This window comes from Enterococcus sp. DIV0840, from assembly GCF_050527835.1.
Taxonomy (GTDB): domain Bacteria; phylum Bacillota; class Bacilli; order Lactobacillales; family Enterococcaceae; genus Enterococcus_L; species Enterococcus_L ureasiticus.
In genome coordinates, this window is sequence record NZ_CP172876.1 from 1,913,084 (window position 1) to 1,938,612 (window position 25,529).

At 36.7% G+C, this 25,529-nt stretch carries 22 protein-coding genes; 1 reads left to right on the plus strand and 21 read right to left on the minus strand.

Features of this window, described 5'->3' with window-relative positions; genetic code table 11:
- Positions 1 to 40: 40 nt before the first annotated feature.
- From pflB to IGL98_RS09155, 4 genes are all read right to left on the minus strand, one after another.
- Positions 41 to 2,287, minus strand: coding sequence for a formate C-acetyltransferase (gene pflB / locus IGL98_RS09140; RefSeq protein WP_206912155.1), 2,247 nt, complete (start codon positions 2,285 to 2,287; stop codon positions 41 to 43).
- A gap of 288 nt (positions 2,288 to 2,575) precedes the next feature.
- Positions 2,576 to 5,047, minus strand: a complete 2,472-nt coding sequence (gene parC / locus IGL98_RS09145) for a DNA topoisomerase IV subunit A (RefSeq protein ID WP_069644718.1) — start codon at positions 5,045 to 5,047, stop codon at positions 2,576 to 2,578.
- Positions 5,048 to 5,059: 12 nt separating this feature from the next.
- Positions 5,060 to 7,138, minus strand: coding sequence for a DNA topoisomerase IV subunit B (gene parE / locus IGL98_RS09150; protein ID WP_069644719.1), 2,079 nt, complete (start codon positions 7,136 to 7,138; stop codon positions 5,060 to 5,062).
- A 122-nt stretch (positions 7,139 to 7,260) separates the two neighbouring features.
- Complete coding sequence (locus tag IGL98_RS09155; RefSeq protein WP_206912156.1) at positions 7,261 to 7,686, minus strand: CoA-binding protein; 426 nt, start codon at positions 7,684 to 7,686, stop codon at positions 7,261 to 7,263.
- Between the two features lie 117 nt (positions 7,687 to 7,803).
- Between IGL98_RS09155 and plsY the strand changes: the two genes are divergently transcribed.
- A complete protein-coding gene (plsY, locus tag IGL98_RS09160) occupies positions 7,804 to 8,448 on the plus strand; it encodes a glycerol-3-phosphate 1-O-acyltransferase PlsY (protein ID WP_206842475.1) in 645 nt (214 codons plus the stop codon).
- A 53-nt stretch (positions 8,449 to 8,501) separates the two neighbouring features.
- Here the strand turns inward: plsY and IGL98_RS09165 are convergent, their stop codons facing one another.
- The 17 genes from IGL98_RS09165 to IGL98_RS09245 all read right to left on the minus strand — a co-directional run bounded on the left by IGL98_RS09165 (position 8,502) and on the right by IGL98_RS09245 (position 25,409).
- Positions 8,502 to 9,377 (minus strand): aldose 1-epimerase family protein, encoded by an 876-nt coding sequence (locus tag IGL98_RS09165; protein WP_206912157.1) that lies wholly within the window; start codon positions 9,375 to 9,377, stop codon positions 8,502 to 8,504.
- Positions 9,378 to 9,389: 12 nt separating this feature from the next.
- On the minus strand, positions 9,390 to 10,181 hold the full coding sequence (codY, locus tag IGL98_RS09170; protein WP_206842480.1) for a GTP-sensing pleiotropic transcriptional regulator CodY: 792 nt from the start codon (positions 10,179 to 10,181) through the stop codon (positions 9,390 to 9,392).
- A gap of 225 nt (positions 10,182 to 10,406) precedes the next feature.
- Entirely contained in the window at positions 10,407 to 11,810 is a 1,404-nt protein-coding gene (gene hslU / locus IGL98_RS09175; RefSeq protein WP_206842482.1) for an ATP-dependent protease ATPase subunit HslU, read from the minus strand.
- Between the two features lie 16 nt (positions 11,811 to 11,826).
- Positions 11,827 to 12,375 (minus strand): HslVU peptidase proteolytic subunit, encoded by a 549-nt coding sequence (gene hslV, locus IGL98_RS09180; protein ID WP_069644725.1) that lies wholly within the window; start codon positions 12,373 to 12,375, stop codon positions 11,827 to 11,829.
- Positions 12,376 to 12,513: 138 nt separating this feature from the next.
- Positions 12,514 to 13,413, minus strand: coding sequence for a tyrosine recombinase XerC (gene xerC / locus IGL98_RS09185; RefSeq protein ID WP_206842484.1), 900 nt, complete (start codon positions 13,411 to 13,413; stop codon positions 12,514 to 12,516).
- 220 nt (positions 13,414 to 13,633) lie between these two features.
- The gene (gene trmFO, locus IGL98_RS09190) at positions 13,634 to 14,959 is read right to left on the minus strand and encodes an FADH(2)-oxidizing methylenetetrahydrofolate--tRNA-(uracil(54)-C(5))-methyltransferase TrmFO (RefSeq protein WP_206842485.1); all 1,326 of its coding nucleotides are present in this window, start codon (positions 14,957 to 14,959) and stop codon (positions 13,634 to 13,636) included.
- Between the two features lie 74 nt (positions 14,960 to 15,033).
- The gene (topA, locus tag IGL98_RS09195; protein ID WP_069644728.1) at positions 15,034 to 17,112 is read right to left on the minus strand and encodes a type I DNA topoisomerase; all 2,079 of its coding nucleotides are present in this window, start codon (positions 17,110 to 17,112) and stop codon (positions 15,034 to 15,036) included.
- A 119-nt stretch (positions 17,113 to 17,231) separates the two neighbouring features.
- Complete coding sequence (gene dprA, locus IGL98_RS09200) at positions 17,232 to 18,113, minus strand: DNA-processing protein DprA (RefSeq protein WP_206842490.1); 882 nt, start codon at positions 18,111 to 18,113, stop codon at positions 17,232 to 17,234.
- Between the two features lie 67 nt (positions 18,114 to 18,180).
- Positions 18,181 to 18,948: a ribonuclease HII gene (locus tag IGL98_RS09205; protein WP_206842491.1), complete on the minus strand. Its 768-nt coding sequence runs from the start codon at positions 18,946 to 18,948 to the stop codon at positions 18,181 to 18,183.
- Positions 18,938 to 19,801 (minus strand): ribosome biogenesis GTPase YlqF, encoded by an 864-nt coding sequence (ylqF, locus tag IGL98_RS09210; protein WP_206912158.1) that lies wholly within the window; start codon positions 19,799 to 19,801, stop codon positions 18,938 to 18,940. Before ylqF ends, IGL98_RS09205 begins: the two co-directional genes overlap by 11 nt.
- 8 nt (positions 19,802 to 19,809) lie before the next feature.
- Complete coding sequence (gene lepB / locus IGL98_RS09215) at positions 19,810 to 20,364, minus strand: signal peptidase I (RefSeq protein WP_422851609.1); 555 nt, start codon at positions 20,362 to 20,364, stop codon at positions 19,810 to 19,812.
- 161 nt (positions 20,365 to 20,525) lie between these two features.
- Entirely contained in the window at positions 20,526 to 21,971 is a 1,446-nt protein-coding gene (locus IGL98_RS09220; RefSeq protein ID WP_206912159.1) for a S41 family peptidase, read from the minus strand.
- 94 nt (positions 21,972 to 22,065) lie between these two features.
- On the minus strand, positions 22,066 to 22,284 hold the full coding sequence (locus IGL98_RS09225) for a YozE family protein (protein WP_010761347.1): 219 nt from the start codon (positions 22,282 to 22,284) through the stop codon (positions 22,066 to 22,068).
- Positions 22,285 to 22,288: 4 nt separating this feature from the next.
- The gene (gene msrA / locus IGL98_RS09230) at positions 22,289 to 22,798 is read right to left on the minus strand and encodes a peptide-methionine (S)-S-oxide reductase MsrA (RefSeq protein ID WP_206842496.1); all 510 of its coding nucleotides are present in this window, start codon (positions 22,796 to 22,798) and stop codon (positions 22,289 to 22,291) included.
- The gene (locus IGL98_RS09235; protein ID WP_242590211.1) at positions 22,795 to 23,493 is read right to left on the minus strand and encodes a YpmS family protein; all 699 of its coding nucleotides are present in this window, start codon (positions 23,491 to 23,493) and stop codon (positions 22,795 to 22,797) included. Before IGL98_RS09235 ends, msrA begins: the two co-directional genes overlap by 4 nt.
- 5 nt (positions 23,494 to 23,498) lie before the next feature.
- The gene (locus tag IGL98_RS09240; protein ID WP_206912160.1) at positions 23,499 to 24,395 is read right to left on the minus strand and encodes an SGNH/GDSL hydrolase family protein; all 897 of its coding nucleotides are present in this window, start codon (positions 24,393 to 24,395) and stop codon (positions 23,499 to 23,501) included.
- 171 nt (positions 24,396 to 24,566) lie between these two features.
- Positions 24,567 to 25,409 carry a DegV family protein gene (locus IGL98_RS09245; protein ID WP_206842500.1) on the minus strand — a complete coding sequence of 281 codons (843 nt, stop codon included), beginning with the start codon at positions 25,407 to 25,409 and terminating at the stop codon, positions 24,567 to 24,569.
- Positions 25,410 to 25,529: the final 120 nt, after the last annotated feature.

Sequence of the window (25,529 nt, forward strand, 5' to 3'; positions counted from 1 at the left end):
AAAGGGATGACACGAGGTCACCCCTTCAATTGTTTGTTTTTTACAGTCTATCGTGTGAAGTTCTTGAGATAACATCTGCTTGTTGCTCAGGAGTTAGGTCACGGAATTTCACGGCATATCCAGATACACGAATTGTTAAGTTAGGGTATTTTTCTGGATGAGCTTGGGCATCTAATAATAATTCATTTGTGAACACGTTAACGTTCAAGTGGTAACCACCTTTGTCAAAGTAGCCATCCATTACATTACGTAAGTTGTCGATTCTTGTATCATCATCTTTACCTAGACCGTTAGGATTGATTGTTTGTGTATTAGAAATTCCATCTAATGCACTAGTATATTCTAATCTAGCAGTTGAGTTAAGTGATGCTAAAAGTCCATTTTTCTCACCTAAGAATTTACCATCTTGATAACTTGGGTTAGCACCTGGTGCTAATGGTTTACCTGCACGACGTCCATCTGGTGTATTACCAGTTGCTTTACCATAAACAACGTTTGAAGTGATTGTTAATAATGATGTTGTAGGTTTAGCATTACGGTACGTATGTTGACGTCTGATTTGAGTCATGAAGTACTCAAGAATCCAGTTTGCCATTGCATCTGCTTCTTCATTATCGTTACCATAAGTTGGGAACTCATTTTGAGGAACATAATCGATTGCTAAACCATCTTCGTCGCGGATAACTTGTACATTACCGTGTTTAATTGCCATTACTGAGTCAGCAGCATGTGAAATCCCTGCAATACCAGTTGCAAATGTACGTTGTAAGTTGCTTTCCATGAAGGCTAATTGAGCCGCTTCATAAGAATATTTATCATGCATATAGTGGATAACATTTAGAGTATTTACATACAATTCAGCTAACCAATCCATGATGTCTTTATAACGATCGATAAATTCATTATAGTCTAAAGTATCTCCAGTCATTGGACGGAATTTAGGCGCTACTTGCATTTTAGTTTTTTCGTCTACTCCACCGTTGATGGCATAAAGAACAGCTTTTGCTAAGTTAGCACGAGCACCGAAGAATTGCATATCTTTACCCATAACTGTTGCAGATACACAACATGCAATTGCACAGTCATCTGATCCCCAGTTAGCGCGTAATAAATCATCATTTTCAAATTGAATAGATGAACTTTGTTTTGCAATTTTAGATGCAAATGTTCTAAATCCAATTGGTAAATGTGAAGAATATAACACAGTTAAGTTTGGTTCAGGAGATGGACCCATGTTTGTTAGTGTGTGTAAGATACGGAAATCACTCTTAGTCACTAATGAACGGCCGTCTAAGCCCATTCCAGCAATTGATAAAGTTGCCCAGATTGGGTAACCAGAGAATAATTGGTTGTATTCAGGTGTACGAGCAAATTTAACCATACGTAATTTCATGATCAAGTGGTCAATCATTTCTTGTGCTTCAAATTCAGTGATCAAACCTGCTTCTAAATCACGTTGGATATAGATATCCAAGAATGCTGAAATACGTCCGATAGACATAGCAGCCCCATTTTGTGATTTGATAGCACCAAGATAACCGAAGTATAACCATTGAATTGCTTCTTTTGCATTTTCAGCTGGTTTAGAGATGTCAAACCCATAAGTTGAAGCCATTTCTTTTAAGTCAGCCATTGCTCTGATTTGTTCAGAAATTTCTTCTCTTAAACGAATCACGTCATCTGTCATTACTTTGTTACCAGTGTTACTTAAATCTTTTTTCTTTTCAGCAATCAAGAAATCCATTCCGTATAAAGCAATACGACGGTAGTCACCGATGATACGGCCACGGCCATAAGCATCTGGAAGACCAGTGATAATTTTATTTTTACGTGCTGATCTCATTTCTGGAGTGTACGCATCGAAAACACCTTGGTTATGTGTTTTTCTCCACTCTGAAAAGATTTTAGACATTTCAGCATCTACTTCGTAACCATTTGAAGTTAAAGAATTATTTGCCATGTTGATTCCGCCAAATGGCATAAATGCTTGTTTCAATGGTACATCTGTCTGTAAACCAACGATAGTTTCTTCTTCTTTAATCAAGTATCCAGGTTCATGAGAAGTAACAGTTGCAGGAATATTTGTGTCCATATCATAAACACCATTTTTTTCATGCTGTACTTCAAATAATTCTTGTAATTTTGTCCATAATTTGTCTGTACTTGGTGCGATTGATTCTAAAAATGAATCGTCACCTGTGTACTCAGTGTAGTTTTTTTGAATAAAGTCACGTGTATCTACTGATGTTCTCCATTTGTCGCCTTTAAAGCCTTTCCATTGCTCCATTTTGGGGCCTCCTTAGTATGCTGAAATCAACTGTAACAGCTTTATGTGATTAGTATAACACATGATCATTTTTATGCAAGCCTTTCCTTACTATAATTTGAGCGAATTGCCTATATTTAAAAAATAAAAATGAAAAAACGTTGTTATATAAGCGTTTGTAATTTGTGATTAAATTAACAAATGTATTCCGTATGAATTTGAAAAGTAAGAAATCTGTAATAGAAAAAACGGCATCTGTACTAGTACAGATGCCGTTTTTCTTTAATTCTATAGAACAGATTAATGATATTACTTAGATTCTTCTTCAGCTTTTGGCACTAATTCTGCCGTATGCATTTCATGGACTTCTAAAATTTCACCATCTTGTTTTTCATCAAGCATAAATGAACCATTAGATGTTCTATCGTTGATTGGATATTTTTCTGAATCAATGGTATATTGCTTACCATTTTGTGTTGTGACTAATAATTCTAACGAACTACTTTCAGACATAAACGATACGCGGTGAGGATTCTTTTTCAATTCTCTAAGAACCATCAGTCCACGTTTGGCCCGCCCAAGTTGTGGCAGTTCTTGTGCTAACATTCGTTTGATGCTTCCTCGTTGTGTTAACATCACAATCGGTGTATCGCCATCTTCGTGAACTAACAAGCCATTTACCACATAATCTTGCTCTTTTAAGTTCATCGCCTTAACTCCAGCAGCTTTAGCACCAACTACAGGTACTTCTTCTAACGGATAGCGTAAACCAAATCCACGATGGCTGACTAAAAAGACATCTAAGATCTTTTGTTCGTTTGTCAAATAAACATTTACGATTTCATCTGTTTCAGACTTCAACTTCATACAGTTTGTCGGACGCGTCTTATACGTTCTCCAAGGTTCAAAGTCAGTCATTTTACTTTGTTTGATCATACCTTCTTTTGTCATGAAAACAAATGTCTTCGTTGGAGATAGTTCTTTGTAGGTATAAACAGCAATGATCGACTCATCAACTGACAGATTTAAAATAGCTTGTGAAATATGTTCACCGATTTCCTTCCATCTCAAATCTGGAAGTTCATGAACAGGTCGATAAATCACATTGGCTTTGTTTGTAATCAGTAAGATATGATCTAGCGTATTGACTTCACCAGTATAAAGCAAAAAGTCTCCGTCTTTCATCCCGACCTCTTCTGGTTTTGAAGCGCTATATGAACGTATGCTACTTCGCTTGATATACCCTTCATGCGTGACTGTAACAACGACATCTTCTTGAGCAATCAAAACTTTTGTATCAATCTTGATTTCTTGAATTTCATCTTCTATTTGAGTTAGACGCGGGTTGCCGTATTGTTTTTTGACTTCGCGCAATTCTTTTTTCATTACGTTGAACAATTCTTTTTCATCACTCAAAATTTTTGTCAACTCAGTAACAAGCAGATTCAACTCTTCCGCTTCTTTTTCAAGCTGCGTGATATCTGTATTAGTTAAACGATATAATTGCAACGTAACAATAGCTTCTGCTTGTTCTTCAGTAAAAGCGTAGGCTTTTACTAAATTCATTTTAGCATCTTTCTTATCTTTACTAGCACGAATCGTTTCGATTACTTTATCTAGAATCGACAGAGCTTTGATCAATCCAGCGACGATATGCTGACGTTTTTTTGCTTTGTTCAATTCAAATTGGCTACGATTAGTGATTACTTGTTTACGGTGAGCAATGTAACTATCTAAAATTCGTTTTAAACCAACTTGTTGCGGTGTCATGTTATCGATTGCTACCATATTGAAATTGTAATTGATTTGCAACTCAGTGTTTTTGAACAGGTAATTTAAAATACCTTCAGCATTTGTATCTTTTTTCAATTCAATCGCGATTTGTAACCCAGTTCGGTCACTTTCATCACGAACTTCAGCAATACCATCGATTTTTTTATTTAAGCGAACCTCATCCATCTTCTTAACTAATGTCGCTTTGTTGACTTCATAAGGAATTTCCGTGACAACGATTTGTTGTTTGCCGCCTTTTAAAGGTTCGATCCTTGTTTTTGAACGAAGAATCACTTTGCCACGACCTGTTTCATAAGCCTTTTTGATTTCTTCTTTTCCTTGTAAAATCCCACCTGTTGGAAAATCTGGACCTGGAATAAATTCCATTAGTTTATCTAATGTCGCATTCGGGTGGTCAATCAAGTGAATCGTACCGTCGATAATTTCCGCCAAATTGTGAGTAGGAATTTCTGTAGCGTAACCAGCTGAAATCCCAGTCGAGCCGTTCACAAGTAAATTGGGATATTTAGCTGGTAAAACAGTTGGTTCTTTTTCCGTATCATCAAAGTTCCAAACAAAATCGACTGTTTCTTTCTCGATATCTTTTAAAAGTTCTCCACTTAATTCAGACAAACGTGCTTCTGTATAACGCATCGCAGCTGGTGGATCGCCATCCATACTTCCGTTATTGCCGTGCATTTCGATCAAAACTTCACGGAGTTTCCAGTCTTGACTTAAACGAACCATTGCTTCGTAAATACTGCTGTCGCCGTGGGGATGATAATTCCCCATGATATTCCCAACAGATTTTGCTGATTTTCTAAAACTTTTTTCAAAGGTATTTCCATCTTTGTTCATGGAGTATAATATTCTGCGTTGTACAGGTTTTAACCCATCACGAATATCCGGTAGGGCACGTTCTTGAATGATATATTTGGAATATCTTCCAAAACGATCGCCCATTACTTCTTCAAGCGTTAATTCTTGAATATCCTGGCGTTTTTCCAAATTCGTCACTCCCTACTCTAAATCGAATAAACTGATTTCTTCTGCTGCTTCAGTCTCTGCATTTTTACGTTCAGTTTCTTCTTTTTTTTCTTCATCTAGTACTTCATTTGAAATGGATGGAGAAATCTCTGTCTCGCCATCTTTTCTATCTAAAATGCTGCCATCTTCTTCTAGTGTGAATTGCACATGACGTTCGATCCATTTTCTTCTTGGTTCCACTTTATCGCCCATGAGTGTCGTTACACGACGTTCTGCTTGTGCAGCATCATCTATTCTAACTCGGATCAATGTACGTGTCTCAGGATCCATCGTGGTCTCCCACAGCTGATCTGCATTCATTTCCCCTAAACCTTTGTAGCGTTGAAGCATATAACCTTTTCCGACTTGTTCAGTCACGTTAGATAATTCCTCATCTGTCCAGGCATATTCTGTTACTGCTTTTTTACCGATTCCTTTTGATACTTTATAAAGCGGCGGTAACGCAATGTAGATTTTCCCTGCTTCGATCAAGGGTTTCATATAACGGTAAAAGAATGTTAATAGCAAGACTTGGATGTGTGCACCATCGGTATCCGCATCGGTCATGATAATGACTTTATCGTAGTTACAGTCTTCAATTGAAAATTCCGGACCAACACCTGCCCCAATTGTATAGATCATCGTGTTGATTTCTTCATTTTTCAAAATATCCTGCATCTTCGCTTTTTCGGTATTTAAAACTTTCCCTCGCAAAGGTAAAATCGCTTGGAATTTTCTGTCTCGTCCCTGTTTTGCTGAACCGCCGGCAGAATCTCCTTCGACTAAATATAATTCGTTTCTTTTAGGATTGCGCGATTGTGCCGGTGTTAGTTTACCAGATAAAAGAGATTCCCCTTTTTTCCGCTTTTTCCCATTTCGACTTTCTTCACGCGCTTTACGCGCTGCTTCACGGGCTTCGCGCGCTTTGATTGCCTTACGGATCAATTGTTGGCTCATTTCGCTATTTTCTTGTAGATAAAAGCCCATTTGCTCTCCAACAACGTTATCAACTGCATTGCGAGCCATTGGCGTCCCGAGTTTTTCTTTAGTTTGCCCTTCGAATTGTAATAAGTTTTCCGGAACACGGATCGATAATACTGCTGCTAATCCTTCACGAAAGTCACTACCTTCTAGATTTTTATCTTTTTCTTTTAGCAAACCAACTTTTCTTGCATACTCATTGTAAGCTTTCGTCATTGAGGATTTCATTCCCACTTCATGAGTACCGCCATCTTTTGTTCGTACGTTGTTTACGAATGAAAGAACATTTTCTGAATAGCCATCGTTATATTGATAAGAAAGCTCAACTTCGATGCCATCTTTTTCACCTGAAAAATAGACAACAGGTGTTAACGTGTCTTTTTCTTCGTTTAGATAGGCCACAAATTCTTTGATTCCTTCATCATAATGGAAAATTTCTTCTTTTGGTTCTTCTCCTCTAAGATCTGTTAGAGAAATTTTTACACCTTTTAATAGAAACGCAGATTCTCTTAAACGTTCTGCTAATGTATCGTATGAAAAATGTATGGTAGAAAAAATGGTCTCATCAGGAAGAAAAATCACAGAAGTTCCATTCTTTTTATTCGTTTTTCCAACTTTTTTTAAGGTTCCAACGGGTTTTCCACCGTTTTCAAAACGTTCCATGTACTCAACACCGTCACGAACGATGCGTACTTCTAACCAGCTAGATAATGCATTTACTACGCTGGCACCTACACCATGAAGACCGCCGGAAGTCTTATAACCACCCTGTCCAAATTTACCACCAGCGTGAAGAACAGTGAAGATTACTTCTACTGTGGGAATTCCAGATGCGTGCATTCCAACTGGCATTCCGCGGCCGGAGTCAGTGATTTTGATACTATTGTCTTTTTGGATCGTCACGCTGATCTCATTTCCATAACCGGATAATGCTTCATCAACTGCGTTATCAACGATCTCATAGACTAAATGATGTAATCCGCGGCTATCCGTGGAGCCGATATACATTCCTGGTCTTTTTCGTACAGCTTCCAATCCTTCTAAAACCTGGATGGAGGCGTCATTGTATTCATTGTTTACTTTTTTCGCCAAAGAAAAAACTCCTTATACTTTAATTATAGGGCGCAAGGCCACATCATTACAATAATACTCTAAAAGCTCTCAAAAAAAAAGAGCTTTCCTAAACGGCCACTCTTTCTTAAGATCATTTGCATCTATTTAGGCATTTCAGCTAATTCAATTTTAATGCAACGATTCATTATAATAGCATTTCTTCCTGCTTTTTTCAACATTTCAGCAGCTTCTTCACTTTCCAGGCCTAATTGGGCCCAAAAGACTTTTGCATCAGTTTCTATGAAATCTTGTGCAACTTCAGGTAAAAATTCACTTCGGCGAAAAATATCGACGATATCGATTTGGCCGGGTACATCTTGTAATTTTTCATAGACTTTTTCACCAAGAATTTCTTGTCCAGCTAGGATTGGGTTTACAGGAATGATTTCATAGCCATGATTTTGTAGTAATTTGGCAATTTGATAACTCGTGCGGTCTTCTTTTGCGCTTAGCCCAACTACTGCGATTCGTTTGGCTTGTTTTAAATAATCAAAAATTTGTTTTTGTGATGGGTTTTCAATTGGCATTTTGATCTTCCTTTCTAAATTTCTCTTCCTTTCATTATACAACGAATATTTAATTATTGTTAGCTGTTTCTATTCATGATAAAATAAATGCTAGTTTGAACAGAAAGAGGTTGCTTAATGAAATTCTTCGTGCTATTAATCATTGCTTATCTACTTGGTTCTATCCCTTCAGGAGTTTGGGTTGGAAAACTCTTTTTCAAAAAGGATCTTCGTCTATTTGGTAGTGGCAATACAGGGACGACAAATACGTTTAGAGTTCTGGGAAAAAAAGCTGGCATAGCTGTTTTGCTAATGGATATTTTAAAAGGAACATTAGCAACTAGTTTACCTCTGCTATTTGGTTTGAACGTTAATCCTTTAGTTTTTGGTGTTGCAGCGGTTCTCGGTCACACATTTCCGATTTTCGCAAATTTCAAAGGAGGAAAGGCTGTCGCGACAAGTGCAGGAATGATTCTGGCTTACAATCCAGCATTTTTTGTTTATTCTGCTTTAATTTTTATTATTATGTTATATATTACCAGCATGGTGAGTTTGACTAGTATGATCAGTGCTGTACTAATCACGCTTTCGACAGTCATTTTGCCGTTTGCTATTCCGGCTATCCTACCTCAATTTGACTGGTTGCTGACATCGATTGCTTTAGCTTTGACGATTTTTATTTTTATCCGTCATAAAGATAATATAAAGCGGATAAAAAACGGGACCGAAAGTCGAGTACCATTTGGTTTAGGTGCTCACAAAAACGATAAAACAAAAGACTAAAAACTAGGACATGAAGTTTATAAGACTTCGTGTCCTAGTTTTTTGATTTATTTCTACTTAGCTGTAAGTGTGTAATGTGTTTTAAAGACATCTGATGCAGTTAATTTGTTGATGCCTTTTTTGTCAACAAGATTTCCTGACGCATTTACCTCGTCTGCTATGCCGCACCACGGTTCGATACAGACGAATGGTGCTTCTTTTTGATAAGGAGACCAAACGCCTACATAAGGCATATCTGTATAACTCAAACTAATGCTGTGAGGCCCTTCATCTGTTTCAATCGTAAAGGTGTTTATTCCTTTGGTTTCAAAAATAATTGCATCATCTTTGAATAACTCTCTGCGGATATCAAGACTAGTATTCGTTTGCCCTAATGTTTTATGCTCAAAATCAGCGAAAGGTCCTACTAAAGGAATCTGAGTGCGAGATTTTTTAGGTGAAAAGCTTAGATAATAATCGTCAAACGTCAAATTTTGTTCTAAGGGAACATTAAATGCAGGATGACCGCCAATTGAAAAGTACATATCGTCACTACCTGTATTTTCGACTTGATAATCAACGACTAAGTTCTCTTCTTCTAGCGCGTAAGAAATAATCAATTCAAAATCAAAAGGATACACTTTTTTTGATTCTTTACTACTTTTTAACGATAGTGAAACTAACTCAGATCCATGTTCGATCACTTCGAAAAGACTATCCCTAGCAAATCCATGCTGTCCCATCGGGTATGTTTGATTTTCGTATGTGTATTGATCATCTTTTAAACGCCCGACAACTGGAAATAATACTGGTGCATGGCGACCCCAAAATGCGGGATCTCCTTGCCAGATGTATTCGATATTGTTTTTCTTTGATTTCAAGCTGACAAGTTCAGCACCGTCTTCTGCGATAGTTGCAATCAAAAATTCATTTTCAATTTGTACAGTCATGTTCTGCGCCCCCTACTTATTATCTTTTTCCAATTCCTTGATAAATTGTTTGTTTAAGACTTTTAAATAAGTCCCCTTCATCCCTAGAGATCTTGATTCAATGATACCCGCAGATTCTAATTTTCTTAAGGCATTTACGATCACAGAGCGAGTAATCCCGATTTCGTCTGCAATACTAGAAGCAGTCAATCTACCTTCTTCACCATCTAAGGCTTTGAATATCGCTTGAACCGCTTTTAATTCGCTGTATGATAATGTATTGATTGCCATTTGTACAGCTGTTGCACTACGAACATTCGCTTCGATGTTGCGGGATTGTTGATAAAGAATCTGCATACCAACAACTGTGGCGCTATATTCAGCCAAAACCAAATCCTCATCATTGAATGATTGTTCTACTCTAGCTAGAATAATCGTTCCTAAACGTTCGCCTGCACCAAACATTGGCACGATTGTCGTTAGTCCAAAAGGATATTTTTCACGTAGTTCAACAGGAAATGCAGTCAAATCGCTGGTAATAGAGATGTTTGCTTCTGTTTTGATTAAGTCATCAGCCGCATCTGTATAGCTTTGCGGGAATCGTTTTTCTTCAAACATGTGCTTTACACGCGCATTATTAACATCTAGTTTTTCGTTATACCCTAACAAAACCCCTTCGTTACTAATAATATATGCATTGCTATCTAAAACATCCCCTAAAATCACGGCCATCTTATCATAAGGTAATTCAGCCTTTTGATCAAAGGTATTTTTCTGTTGTAAAAGTTTATTGATTTGACGGGTTTTTTCTAATAAAGTAGTCATTTTTACTCCTCCTAATTTAAAAGCTGAAAGAGCTCGTTCAGCCTTAAAAGGAAAACAGGAAAAAATAACTGAGCCACTTTTTGACTCATTTATTTTTATCTTTTTCCCGAAAAGCTAGCTCTTGAAGCTAGATAATACATGATAACAACGTTCTGCTGTACACTTTTATTCATTATGATTCAAAGCTAACTGAATGAACTCCTTCAGACATACATCCAAATAATCCTAAAGAATATAGCGGCTTAAATCTTCATTTTGAACAATACTATTTAATTTCTCATTCACATATGCTTCTGTAATGGTAATCTCACCCATTTGCATATCTGGTGCTTCAAATAATAAATCCTCCAACAAACGTTCCAAAATCGTATGCAAGCGACGTGCGCCAATATTATCAGTATCGCGATTAACGTTAAATGCAATATTCGCGATTCGTTCGATAGCTTCTTTCGTAAAAATAACTGTGACATTTTCAGTACCAATTAAAGCAATATATTGTTTGATCAACGCATTATTGGGTTCTGTCAAAATCCGCACAAAGTCCTCTGCTGTTAGATCATCTAACTCGACACGGATCGGGAAACGACCTTGCAATTCAGGAATCAAATCACTTGGTTTAGATAAATGGAATGCCCCCGATGCAATAAATAAAATGTGCTCTGTTTGAATTGGACCGTATTTTGTGTTGACTTGTGACCCTTCAACGATAGGTAAAATATCTCGCTGTACACCTTCACGGGAAACCTCACCTGAGTTTTGCTGACTTTTTGATGTAATTTTATCAAACTCATCAATGAAAATGATTCCACTGCTTTCAGCTAAGCGAATAGCTTCGCTGTGGATGTCTGCATCTTTAACGATTTTGGCAGATTCTTCTTTGACTAATAGCTCTTGTGCTTCTTTGACAGTCACTGTACGTTCTACTTTTTTCTTAGGAGATAACGCACCTAGTGTTTCGTTTAAATCGATACCCATTTGTTCCATACCATTATTCATAGCAGGCATTGTTTTTTTAGGTTCTTCTATTTCAATCGTTACTTCACGATTGTTTAACAAGCCCTTTTCCAGTTGTTCAAGAATTGTTTTTCGATTAACTTTGATTTCCTCAGTTACTTCTTCTTGTGTCTCTTGAGGTTGTTGCGCACTATTGAACATTTGCATCATTTGTTCAAATTGATTATTGGATGTTTGTTTTTGTTCTTTTTTGATACCTGGTACAAGAATTTTCACTAAACGATTATTCGCTTTTTTTAAGGCTTGAGAGTAAACTCTGCTGTATTGTTGTTTTTCTACTATTTGAATCGCATTTTCAACTAGATCACGAACCATCGATTCTACATCTCGACCCACGTAACCAACTTCTGTAAATTTGGTCGCTTCTACTTTGATAAAGGGTGCGTTGACGATTTTTGCCAAGCGTCTAGCGATTTCTGTCTTCCCTACACCGGTTGGTCCAATCATCAGCATATTTTTAGGCGTTACGTCTTGCTGCATTTTCTCTTCAAGTTGTAAACGGCGATATCTATTTCTTAAAGCGACTGCCACAGATTTTTTGGCAGTTTCTTGTCCAATAATATATTCATCTAATTCTTTGACGATTTCTCTTGGTGTTTTATTTAATTCATTCATGGTCGTTGTCCCCCATTTATAATTCTTCTACGATAATATTGTGATTTGTAAAGACGCAGATATCAGCTGCGATATTTAACGCATTTTTAGCTATTTCCTTAGCAGACATATCTTTATCTCCATAGTGTTTCATGGCACGAGCTGCAGATAATGCAAAGTTACCTCCTGATCCGATTGCTAGGATGCCATCATCTGGAGTTATCACTTCACCTGTACCTGAGACAAGCAGCATTTCTTTATCGTTCATAACGATCAACATTGCTTCTAATTTTTGCATAGATTGCTGCGTCCGCCATTCTTGTGCTAACTCAACAGCAGCACGAGTTAAATTACCATTGTATTCGTTTAATTTACCTTCAAATTTTTCTTCCAGTGTAAAAGCATCTGCTACACTTCCTGCAAAACCGACAACAACTTCGTCATTATAGATTCTACGAACTTTTTTAGCAGTTCCTTTCATAACAACAGATTCACCCATCGTTACTTGGCCGTCACCAGCCATTGCAAATTTTCCGTCTTTTTCAACAGCACAAATTGTTGTTGAATGAAATTGTGATTCAACCATTTTAGTTCCTCCTAATTTAAAAGCTGCACAGGCTCATTTTTTATCTTTTTCCTAAAGACCTTCATTCCTTAGGGCTTTAGCTCTTAGGTATTGTTGAGATTAGTGCTAGCCCGCATAGCTAGTCAAAATCCATCCTCTTTATGCACGAGGATGAAATGTTCGATAATTTTTTTGTAAACTTTCTTTTGTTACATGAGCGTAAATCTGAGTCGTGGATAAATCAGAATGTCCTAATAGTTCTTGAACGGTACGCATGTCAGCGCCATTATTCAGTAAATGTGTCGCGAATGTATGACGCAGCATATGAGGGTGAATATCACTATTCAACGTGCTTTTTTTGATAAGCTGATTTAAAACATATTCAATACCAGTAGGAGTAATTTGTTCACCGTGGTGATTAACAAATACAAATGCATGTTCACGGTGATGTTTTTCCATCAAAACAGCTCGCCCATTTTCCAAATAGTCCTTTAATGCATCTTGAGCAAAAGAACCAAAAGGCACATAGCGATCTTTGTTTCCTTTTCCGTGAATCAGTAACACATTTGTAGAAAAGTCGATTGACTGTAAGGTTAGATTAGTGCATTCACTTACACGAATACCCGTACCATAAAGAATTTCTAACAATGCTTGATTTCTTAACTCTAAAGGTTTTGAGCCTTTGGCACTTTCGAATAAAGCATCCATCTCCTTTTCATAAAAAAAGCGAGGAAGTCGCAATTGTTTTTTCTTCATGTGTACATACGAGAAAGGATTTTCTTTGATTACTTCATTTTTAAGTAAGAATTGATAGAAAGAGCGTAAACTAGCAATTTTTCGACTAATTGAATTCCGACTATATTCCTTATCATAGAGAAAACTTAGATAGGTACGGATATCTAAATGATCGACACTTAAATAATCAGCCTCGCCAGAATCCTTTAAAAATTCAAAAAAATTGAGCATATCTTCTTCATAAGCAATTTTGGTTTTTTCAGAATAGCCTCGTTCAACGATCAAATAGTTTAAAAATAATTCTGACCAATTTTTCTCTTGCATAGACCTTCCTCCATTAAATTACAAAGTAACTTTAGCATAACCCATTTGAAAAAACAAACGAATTGTCAGAATTTAATCAATATTTTCAAATTTGGTAACAATTCATTCATATTTGCCTTTAAATACTCATAAATTATAAGCATAATTTAATCTATTGTTCGCTTGTCACGGACAAATCAAAAGACCAAAACAAAAATTTCGATTTGTTTTGGTCTTTTGATTATTTAGTTTGTTCTACAAGATTTAGATTTTGTGTTACTTGTGCCAATGTCGTCAAAGCTCTGTCTGCAATTGCTTCATAGCGTTCTTTTTTATCTCGAATTCTTTCTGGCAATTCAGGGAATAAGCCGAAGTTAGCGTTCATTGGTTGGAAATGTTTGCCTTCTGCATGTGTAATGTAATAGGCCATACTTCCTAAAGTTGTTTCTCTCGGGAAAACTACAGGTTCTTCTCCTTTAGCCAAACGTGCTGCATTCATACCTGCTAGTAAACCGCTAGCTGCACTTTCTACATAGCCTTCGACCCCAGTCATTTGACCAGCAAAGAACAAGTTCTCTCTTTTTTGAGATTGATATGTTGGTTTTAATAGCTCTGGCGAGTTCATAAAGCTATTACGGTGCATAACGCCATAACGGACAAATTCAGCATTTTCTAAACCAGGAATCATTTGGAAAACACGCTTTTGTTCTCCCCATTTTAGATGCGTTTGAAAACCTACAAGATTATATAATGAAGCAGCTGCGTTGTCTTGACGTAATTGAATAACGGCATATGGACGTTTTCCGGTCTTAGGATCTTCCAATCCAACTGGTTTTAAAGGACCAAATAACATCGTTTTGATACCACGTTTGGCCATTACTTCAATTGGCATACAGCCTTCAAAGAATTTCTCTTTTTCAAACGATTTTAAAGGTGCAACTTCTGCAGAAATTAACGCTTCATAAAATGCTTTAAACTCTTCTTCTGTCATTGGACAATTTAAGTAGGCAGCTTCGCCTTTATTGTAGCGAGATTTCAAGTAAACTTTGTCCATATCGATCGTTGCTTTGTCAACGATTGGTGCTGCTGCATCATAGAAGTAAAAACCATCTGATCCGTTAAACTCTTTGATCTGTTCTGCTAATGATTCTGACGTTAGCGGCCCTGTTGCAATTATCACGATTCCATCTGGAATTGCTGTGATTTCTTCATTTTTCACTGTGATCAATGGATGATTTTTGATTTTGTCAGTAATTTCTTGTGAAAACGTGTCACGATCAACTGCTAATGCTCCACCAGCAGGAACAGCAGTTTTGTCTGCACTAGTGATGATGATTGAATCCAAACGGCGCATTTCTTCCTTTAACACGCCAACAGCGTTGGTCAAGTTGTTCCCTCTTAGTGAATTGGAACATACTAATTCAGCAAAATTTTCAGTTTGGTGTGCTGGAGTATTTTTTACTGGACGCATTTCATAAAGTGTTACTGGGACACCTGCCTGAGCAACTTGCCAAGCGGCTTCACTGCCGGCTAAACCTGCGCCGATAACTGTTACAGAAGTAGTCATATATTTCCTCTTTTCTTCAAAAAACCAACGGGATCTTCCGCTGGTTTTTAAATTTCTTATTTTGTGGATATTATTTATTTTTGAATATTTTCTTCATAATCACCATTGATACAGACAACTTGTTTTCCACCTTTGACTTTTTTCTCAACAAGATATTGACCACATTTTGGACACGGACGTCCAATTGGTTTATCCCAAGAAGTAAAGTCACAGTCTGGATAGCGGCTACAACCATAGAATAATCGGTTTTTCTTAGATTTACGTTCAATAACTTGCCCTTCATTACACACTGGACAAGTAACACCGATTTCTTTGACGATTGCTTTAGTATTGCGACATTCCGGGAAGTTGCTACAAGCATAAAACTTACCATAGCGTCCTAGCTTAATCACCATTGGATGACCACAAAGATCACAATCGAAGCCTGCAGGCTCATCTTTGATTTGGATTTTTTCGATTTTTTCTTCTGCATTTGTCAGCTCTTTTTCAAATGGTCGGTAGAAACGGTCAACGACCTCAACCCATTTTTCCTTACCAACGCCGATCTTATCTAGATCACCTTCCATTGAAGCTGTAAAGTGAACATCAACAATTTGCGGAAAGAATTCAACAATCAATGAATTGACGATTTCACCCAATTCAGTTGGTTCAAAACGTTTATTTGTTAATTTAACATAATAACGTCTTTGGATCGTTTCTAAAGTTGGCGCGTAGGTTGATGGACGGCCTACACCATTTTCTTCTAAAGCTCGAATCAAGGTTGCTTCACTAAATCTTGCTGGTGGTTGTGTGAAATGCTGTTTTGGTTCGATATCCAAAGCATTCACTTTGTCACCTTCGGCTAAATCCGGCAAAATATTTTCTTTATCTTCTTTGCCATCATCGCGACCTTCAACATAGACTTGCATGAAACCTTTGAATTTGACTTTAGCTCCATTAGCAACGAAAATTACACCATTTTGTTCTAACGTTACTTTCATTGTATCCAAAACAGCAGGTGTCATTTGACTAGCAACCAAACGTGACCAAATCAATGTATACAGTTTTAATTGATCTTTATCTAAGTATTGCTTGATTTCATTTGGAGCACGCATTACGCTAGAGGGACGGATCGCCTCGTGGGCATCTTGAGCTCCTTGAGCATTTTTGACTTTGCGTCCACCATGAGCAGAAAATTCACTACCATAAGTTTTTTCAATGTATTCCGCTACTTCTGCTTTAGCTGAATCTGCTATTCTAGTAGAATCTGTACGCATATAGGTGATCAAACCCACTGTACCTTGTTTACCTAAAGCAATTCCCTCATACAATTGTTGCGCAACCATCATGGTTTTTCGTGTTCTGAAATTTAACTTTCTTGCAGCTTCTTGTTGTAAGCTACTGGTTGTAAAAGGTAATGCTGGATTGCGTTTGCGTTCTTTTTTCTCTACTTTTGTTACATCGTATTCTTTACCTTTGATTCGGGTCGTAACTTCTTTAACTGCCTCAGCATTTGGTAATTTTTTCTTTTTACCATCTAGACCCCAGAAATTAGCCTTGAATTTTTTCTTTGCTTTCTGAAAATTACCATCAATACTCCAATATTCTTCGGGAATAAATTTACGGATATCATTCTCACGGTCAATGATGATTTTAAGTGCTACCGATTGTACTCGACCAGCACTCAAGCCTTTTTTGACTTTACGCCAAAGGATCGGGCTCAGTGAATAACCAACTAGACGGTCTAAAATACGACGTGCTTGTTGTGCATCAACCAAGTCTAAATTAATCGTTCTTGGTTCTTTAAATGCGGCTTTTACCGCTTCTTTCGTAATTTCATTAAATACGACGCGATTCTTATCATTCAAATCCAAGCCAAGAAGGAAAGACAAATGCCAAGCAATGGCCTCTCCCTCTCGGTCCGGATCGGCTGCGAGATAAACTTTTTCAGCTTTTTTAGCAGCCGATTTTAAGCTTTTAATGACATCGCCTTTACCTCGGATCGAGATATAATGCGGTTCATAATTATTTTCAGTATCAACACCCATTTTACTTTTGGGTAAATCTCGAATATGCCCAACACTGGCAACAACCTTATAGTTTTTTCCTAAATATTTTTCAATCGTTTTGGCTTTAGCTGGTGATTCCACAATAACTAGATATTTATACGCCATTCAACGTGTGGCTCCTTTCGTTTTTGTGTTTCTTCTATTATATATATCAAAATGTAGAGAACTCACAAATCGTACTTCATCATATCTATTCATCACAGGTTTGTCAAGGATTGATACAGTTAAATCGAAAAAAGTTGAATTTCTTCTAGAATATCTTGTGGACAAATTGTACATTTGGCTCCTTCTTGAATGAGGCCGTGACAGCCATCAGATTGAGACTCAAATAAATTACCTGGTACTGCAAAAACTTCACGACCATACTCTAAAGCAGCTTGAGCTGTAATCAAAGAACCACTTTTTTTTCTTGCCTCAATCACACAAGTACCTAGACTCATTCCAGCAATGATTCTGTTTCTCATTGGAAAATGATATTTTCTAGGTCCCGTACCGTTAGGATATTCACTGATTACTAGCTGTTCATCCATCATCTTGCGCTGAATATGTGCGGTTTCTTTTGGATAACAAATATCAAGTCCTGTCCCAATGACACCAATCGTATTTCCACCATGTTGCATTGCGACTTGATGACTAACGCTATCGATTCCTTTAGCCAATCCGCTAACAATGGTTAAATTATTGCTGATCATTTCAGGAATCAGTTGTCGCGCAACATTAATACCATAAACAGAAGCAGCCCTTGCGCCAATAAAAGACATACAATTTTTTTCTAAAAGCTCGATATTCCCCTTATAAAATAGCAATACAGGACAATTATAAATTTGTTTTAAGTAATAAGGATAAATGGGATCTACTATCGTAATAAAGGTGTGTTGATCTTGGTATTCTTTTAATTTTTCTAGGTCGTTTGTCCAATGATCCCATGATTCAGAAAATAATTTTTGATACGTCGTAATTCCTGCGATTTGAATAATTTCTTCTTTTGAAAAGTCTGTACTATTATTGTATTTCATTGAAAAGTCTAAAACTTTTAACATTCCTAAATTGCCAATACCGTTACAAACCGCTAATTTAAAAAGTAGATCTCGTTGCTTTTCTTCCATAAAAAAACCTTCCTTCACAAATACTTGTTATAGTAAGTATTCGCAAAAAAAGGTGTTTTCTATTTTTTTAACACATATCTTTGATTGGAGCAAACGTTTTTCTGTGAATTGTACAAATTCCTTGTTGATCCAAGCCTAGCAAATGTTCTTTTGTACCATACCCAGCATTATTTTCAAATCCATATCCCGGATACATTTTAGCATAGTCTTCCATCAAACGATCACGAATAACTTTAGCAACAATACTTGCTGCAGCAATCGATATCGAACGAGCATCGCCCTTAATAATACTTTCTTGAGGAATTCTAACATCTAGCTTCATTGCATCGATCAACAAATAATCTGGAACAAAGCAAAGATCTTCTAACGCTATCCCCATAGCTAGTTTTGAGGCTTGATAAATATTGATTTCATCGATTTTGTTGTGATCCACCATACCGATTCCAATTGAAATCGCTTGATTTTGAATTTCATTATACAGTTCATCTCTTTTTTTCGCAGATAGCTTTTTAGAATCATTTACCCCAAGAAGTTGAAAATTTTCAGGAAGAATGACGGCTGCCGCAACAACGGGTCCTGCTAACGGTCCACGCCCTACTTCATCGATCCCTACAATCAAACGATGTCCTTTAGCTCGTGCATTATTTTCAAATTGCTGCATTTCTTCAAACAACGCTAATTCTTTTTCATGACGCTGAATCCTTCTATCCCATTGTGCTAGAGCTTGTTGAACACCGCTACGTTCGTCCGTTTGCCACAACTGGACTCTTTCATCATCTCTTTTATCAATAGTGGCTAAGGTTGCTTTAATTTGCTGAATTGACTCAGTTTTCATCTTTTGTAGCTCCTAATTCTTCCCAACGATCTAAAGTGTACGGCCCCAATTTACTGCTGCGGATTTCTTGAATGATCATTTCACTGGCTCGATCATAATCGTCACGAAATCCACGCTTTTGACTGATTAGCATCAAAAGTTCAGCTCCTGGTAAAAAACTTTCCTCTTGTGTTAGCTTGTAGCGTTCAACCAAACGCTCCGGATAAAAACGTGAAAAAAATGTTAATCCATATATCGCTAAATTATCTAGATGAAGTAATTGATCTTTAATTGCTCCAGTTAATGCTAACTTTTTACCGATTTCTTGATCTTCAAATTTAGGCCATAAGATTCCTGGTGTATCCAATAGCTCTAAATCAGTCCCAGAACGAAGCCATTGCTGACCTTTCGTTACGCCAGGTTTATTCCCTGTTTGTGCGATTTTTTTTCCGACTAAACGATTCATCAGAGTTGACTTACCGACATTTGGAATCCCGATGCACATCGCACGGATGGCGCGTGGTTTCAATCCTTTTGAACGTTCACGATCAAGTTTTTCTTTTAATGCTTTTTTTGCTTCAGGAACGATTTTGTTAACGCCTTTATTTTGTTGTGAATTAATAATCAACGTGTGATACCCTTTTTCCTGAAAATAATGCTGCCACTTCTGGTTTTGCTCTTTATCAGCTAAATCACCTTTATTAAGCAAAATCAAACGAGGTTTTTGTTGAACTAGTTGATCCATCATTGGATTTCGGGATGAAAGGGGTAGTCTTGCATCGATCAATTCAAAAACAATATCAACATATTTAATTTTTTCTGATACTTCTCTTCTGGCCTTGGCCATGTGTCCTGGGAACCATTGTATTGTCATTTTATCACCTATCTTGGTATGAATTTCATATGTGTTATTGGGTAGTATACAAATTGAGCTTTTCCTAAAAAATATTTACTTTCAACAGCTCCGAAGGATCGACTATCTTTTGACATTCGTCGATTATCCCCCAATACAAAATAACTATCTTTGGGTAAAACATCTTCTGTCGTAAGGTCACTCAAATTAAAATTAGTCGTGTAAGGTGCTGTCTCGTGATCTTTTTTTATGTTTTTTTCTAAGAACGGTTCTTCAATGGGCTTTTCATTTATATAAAGCTGATCATTTTCATACCGAACAGCCTCTCCAGGTAGTCCAATCACACGTTTAATATAATTTGTTCCATTCGGTAATTTGAAAACTACTACATCAAAACGCTTGATCGACGAAAACTTTTCCATCGCAATCATATCACCTTGACTAAGAGTTTTCTCCATCGAATTTCCATCTACAGGTACTGGAATCAAAATAAAGCCTCTTAGTATAAATAACAGTACTAGGGAAGGAATGAGTAATTTCATGAAAAAAATAAAATAGCCAATATAAGTTTTTCGTTTTTCCACCATTTTCTCTCCCTTTTTCTTACTGAATCTATTATAAAGGAAAAACACTAGAAAAAGCGACTATTTTAAAGGAAAAATTAAACCAAATCTTAGTAAAACGTGAAATTGGTGCGAAAAGGCCATTTTTTTTAGCTATAGCCATTTTTCCACACCAGATTCATTTAGTCTTTTTTATTTTCGTTTTGAATTTCTTTTATACCAGCTTCATAGGCTTGATCATTATCTTTGATTTTTTTTCCAATCTCAACTTCGATCTGAGCAGCCGTTTCATTGTCTACTTCGCCTGTAACTGGAAGGTTATTGTCCGTTTGTAACGCACTAACAGCCGCTTTTGTTTGCTCTGTAAAATCGCTAGTATCAGCATTAACGTCATAACCAAGTGCTTTTAATAAAGCATTGACATTTTTGACAACGGGTGAAGAATCTCCAGTTTTTAAAGTTTTATCTCTAGAAATCGGTGATAAATAAGCAAAGTCAGGATAATCAGCTTTAATGTTTGGTTCTACCCCTTTTTTGTGAATCCATTCGCCTTTTGGCGTTAACCATTTTAGGACAGTTAATTTAATTTCACTCTTATCGTTCAAATTTTTAACGGTTTGAACTGTTCCTTTACCAAAGGTCTTGGTTCCGATGATTTTTTTATTGCCAGATTCTTTTAAGGCTGCCGCGAAAATTTCAGAAGCACTAGCACTGCCTTCATCAACTAAAACAACTGTTGGTTCGGTTACTTTAAAGCCGCCATCTAAATCACTAGAAGCAACATCTTCACTTGTATTACCGTTTTTGTCCTCAAACTTAACGATTGTTTTACCATCTTCAAGGAACATGCTTGCCATTTTTTCGACTTGATCAAGTAAGCCGCCAGGATTTTGGCGCACATCGATCACAAAAGATTTAGCGCCATCTTTTCTTAAAGTTTTGATTGTATCTTGTAATTCCTTATAGGTATTTTCGCCAAAAGAAGTGATTTTGATAGAACCGATTGAAGGGTCTTTTTTATCTAATTCACCTTTAACTGTCTCAATCGGAATCGTATCTCGTATTAGTTTCAATTCAAAAGTTTCTTCGCCTCGTTTAATCGTTAAACGAACTTCGGTTCCTTTTTTTCCACGGATTTTACTGACAACTTGAGAAAGCGTTTTTCCTTTTGTTTCGTCGTCGTCAACTTTTAATACCGTATCATTGGCTTTGATTCCAGCTTTTGCTGCAGGAGAACCTTCGATCGGCGCCTGTGCTACAGTTGGAAGCTCGTCAGTCATTGTCATTGTTGCACCAATTCCTTCAAAACTCCCTGCAAGACTTTGATCTAGTTCGTCTGCTTCTGGCTCATTTAAATAACTTGAATACGGATCATCTAAGGCTTCTGTCATACCTTTTAGTGCTCCATCAATTAATTTTTTTTCATCAACTTTTCCTACATAATTATTGACGATTTCATTATATAGATTATCAACCTTTTTCAACTCACTATTTTGAGCTGGACTACTAGCTAATTGTTTTTTGTATTGGTAGTCAAAATAAATATAGCTGCCGCCACCTGCCAAAAAAGCAACACAAGCAATCGAAATAATGTATTGATGAAAAGGTATTTGTCTTTTATTTTTCATATAGTCATCTCTTTCTGTAAAGTTATCATTGCATGTTTTCCAGTTTACCATGAAAAAAAAAGAAGGAAAAGCTTTCTTTGCCTTTCCTTCTTTTTTATTTATTGTTTTCTACATATTTTTCCCATAAGTCATCAAAAATGTGCATATTTGTTAAGTAATCAGCATTCATTTCTAAATAACTCGACAATTCATGATAATCTTCAGATTGTTTAGGAAACTGAATATCTTTGGCAGCATCATTTGCGAATTGGCTCTCTTCTGTTTTCCTAGGGGCTCTTAGTGTCATTAAATAGTGATAAAAGCTTCTTCTCATATAGTCACCAATTCTTTTCTATAAAATTTGCTCGATTTGTATGTGCATCTTCGTAGCGCTCAGGGTCTTTTTGATAAAAGTCTTGGTGATAGTCTTCTGCTGGATAAAAAACTGCTGCAGGTTCGATCGTTGTCACGATAGGCTCATTAAAGCGGCCACTTTCTTGCAACGCTTGACGACTTTTTTCGGCAATTTTTTTCTGTTCCTCACTTGTATAGAAGATCACCGGGCGATAATTATCACCCCGGTCTTCAAATTGACCTAAAGCATCAGTTGGATCTGTCTGTTGCCAGTATATTTCAACTAATTTCTCGTAAGGCATTATTGCTGGATCAAATTGAATCTCAACGGCTTCAGTGTGGCCTGTCGTATGACTTAACACTTGTTCATACGTAGGATCAGCAACATGTCCGCCTGTGTAGCCAGAAGTGACTGAGTGGATTCCTGGCTGCGTATCAAAGGGCTGTATCATACACCAAAAACAGCCGCCGGCAAAAAATGCTTTTTCGCTCAATTTGACTCCTCCTTTTTGTCAGATGTGGTGTCATTACTATCTTTTGGCAAGTAAATATTCATACGAATATCATCGTCCACTAAATTGATTTTTTCTGCTCGTATAAACAACCCGTTTTGCATTCTAAACTGATCTAAACGTAGTAAAACAGTGCTATCATCTGGATTTACTTCTACCCAGTTCGGTAATTTGTAATCTCTTTGGACAAATTTTAGAATTTCTTTCATTGGCAAGCCCAAGGTTCCAATAGATAAGCTTTTTGCTTTTAATTGTACATTGCCGTTATCCATTACATAAGGATCAAAATAAAGATAAAACTGAATCGGATGTCCAAGGACTTTAAAAGTACCATTTAACATCGCTTCGTTTTCTAGATAGAATTTATAGGTGATGTCTGATCCTTTTTGGAAATCGCTAAGATAAAAATCGATCAATGCATTTATTTGTTTTTTCTTTGACTGAATCGCTATGACTGGTGTGCCGTCTTTTTCCACTAGTTCTGGAACAGGTTTATAGTTTGGTTCACGAACTTGAGTGACTCTTACAAAAACAAATGCCACACTTCCGATAATTAGTGCAATCAAAACAATGAAAGCTACTTTCCAATGATTGATTGTTTTTTTTGCTTCAGGAGCTTTTTTTCTGCGTTTATTTGTTTTCTTCACTTCTTTTTTTTCTTCAGGTTCATTGATCATTTGTATCACTCACTTCCTTTTTTTAGCCATTTATCTTGCGTTTTTACCATTTCGTCCCGAACGGTGCTTGCCATGATTTGATACCCTAAATTATTGGGATGAAAGTGGTCTTCTTCATACAACGCATTGTTTTTGATATCTTGCTCACTACTTGATGCTGTGCCAGAAGCTATATCTTCACTGCTGACGATCCCTACTTCATCTCCTGCTCCCTTATAAAGCAAGTCATTGATCGGAATAAAATAGGCATTTTTTTCTGCTTTAACAATGTCTACAGTTCCGTCATTCCAGCTGTCCACTATCTCCTGCATTTCTGTAATATCAGGAAAATAAAGATAAAATGGATTGTAAATTCCTAGAACATAGATGGGTGCATCTACATTATATTTGCGGATTTCTGTAAGTAGTTTTTCTACTTCTTTTTGATAATTTTTCAGTGGTTTCTCAAATGAATTTTTAGTTAAACGAAATACGTCTCCTTTAATCACCTTCATTAAGTCATTCCCGCCGACCGTCAACGTAATGATATCTGCTGAAGCTAAGCCCTCTTGAATCTCTTTATTTTTTTTGATTCGCTTAAGAATTTGATCACTACGATCACCATTTTTACCAAAGTTATCAGTTTGGACACCATTTAAATGGTACTCCTCCTGCAAATCCTTAGCTACTAAAGGAACGAATCCACCTGAATTCGTTAAATCACCAATTCCCTCTGTCAACGAATCTCCAATTGCGGTGTAGTGAATCACCTCTTTTGTTTCACTTTTCGCTATTTGCGTTGTCCCAGAGCCTAAAATCGGTTTAGCTTTAGGAACAGCCACCATCAATAGTAAAAAAACGCCAATGATTGTGACGAAAAAGAGGGCAAAGCTTGACCAATTTTTTTTGAAAAATAATTTCATTGTATCCCTTCCTTTGCTGTGAATCACGAAGAACTCAATAATTCGTTGATCTACAGTATTTGGCTTTTTTATTTCTAATAAAGTAAATTATCTCTATTTTAAGTCCATTTGTACAGTAAAATTTATAAAAATTTTATTAAAAAAAGCAGATCAGTTTGATCTGCTCAAAACTCAGTCTGTATAGTACATGATAGCAAAAGCACCTTTACCCGTATGAGTTGCGATTACAGGGTTTGTATGCAATACAGGAATTTCCATATCAGGGAATAGCGCTTGTAGACCTTCTTTAAATCCATTCGCTAACTCTAATCCATCAGCATGAGAAATACCGATTTGGCGAACATTTGACAAAGTGCTTAATTCATTTTTTAGTTCATCAAACCATTTATTGAATGTTTTCATTCCTCGACCTTTAGCAACTGGAATCAGTTCTGTATTGTCGAAATCCATGACCACTTTCATATTAAAAATACTGGATAAAAGTCCGGTTGCTCGGCTGATCCGGCCACCTTTAACTAGATTGTCTAGTGTAGATATTCCAATAAATAGCTTTGTATTCTCTTTGACGTGATTGATTTCAGCTAAAATTTCAGGAACACTTGCGCCGTTTTTAGCAAGTTTAGCTGCTTGGATCACTTGAAATGATAAGCCTTGGTCAGTAAAATCACTATCAATTACAGTAACATTAGCAGAGCTTAGATTTCCAGCTTGTCTAGCTGCTTCTACCGTACCACTCAAACCTTTTGTCATATGAATCGAAATTACTTCGCTGCCGTCAGCACCTAAGCGGTCATATAGTTCCACAAACTCACCGATTGGCGGCTGGCTCGTCTTAGGTAATGCTTTTGCTGTACTCATCAATTCCATAAACTGTTCGCCTTCTAAATGATCGTCATCAGCGTAAACTACGCCGTCGATCATCACAGATAAAGGCATCATTTGAATATCCAAATCATCGCGTACACTTTTCAGCATTGTGCAAGAAGAATCAGTCACAATTTTAACATTTGTCATAATTTTATCACTCTTTCTTTAAAAACAACCTCAATTCGTGGTAAAATACTTTTGAGGCTTAAATGTCTGTTTTTATTATAACAGACAAAGAATTATTTTTCACCAAATTAAAATGAAGGA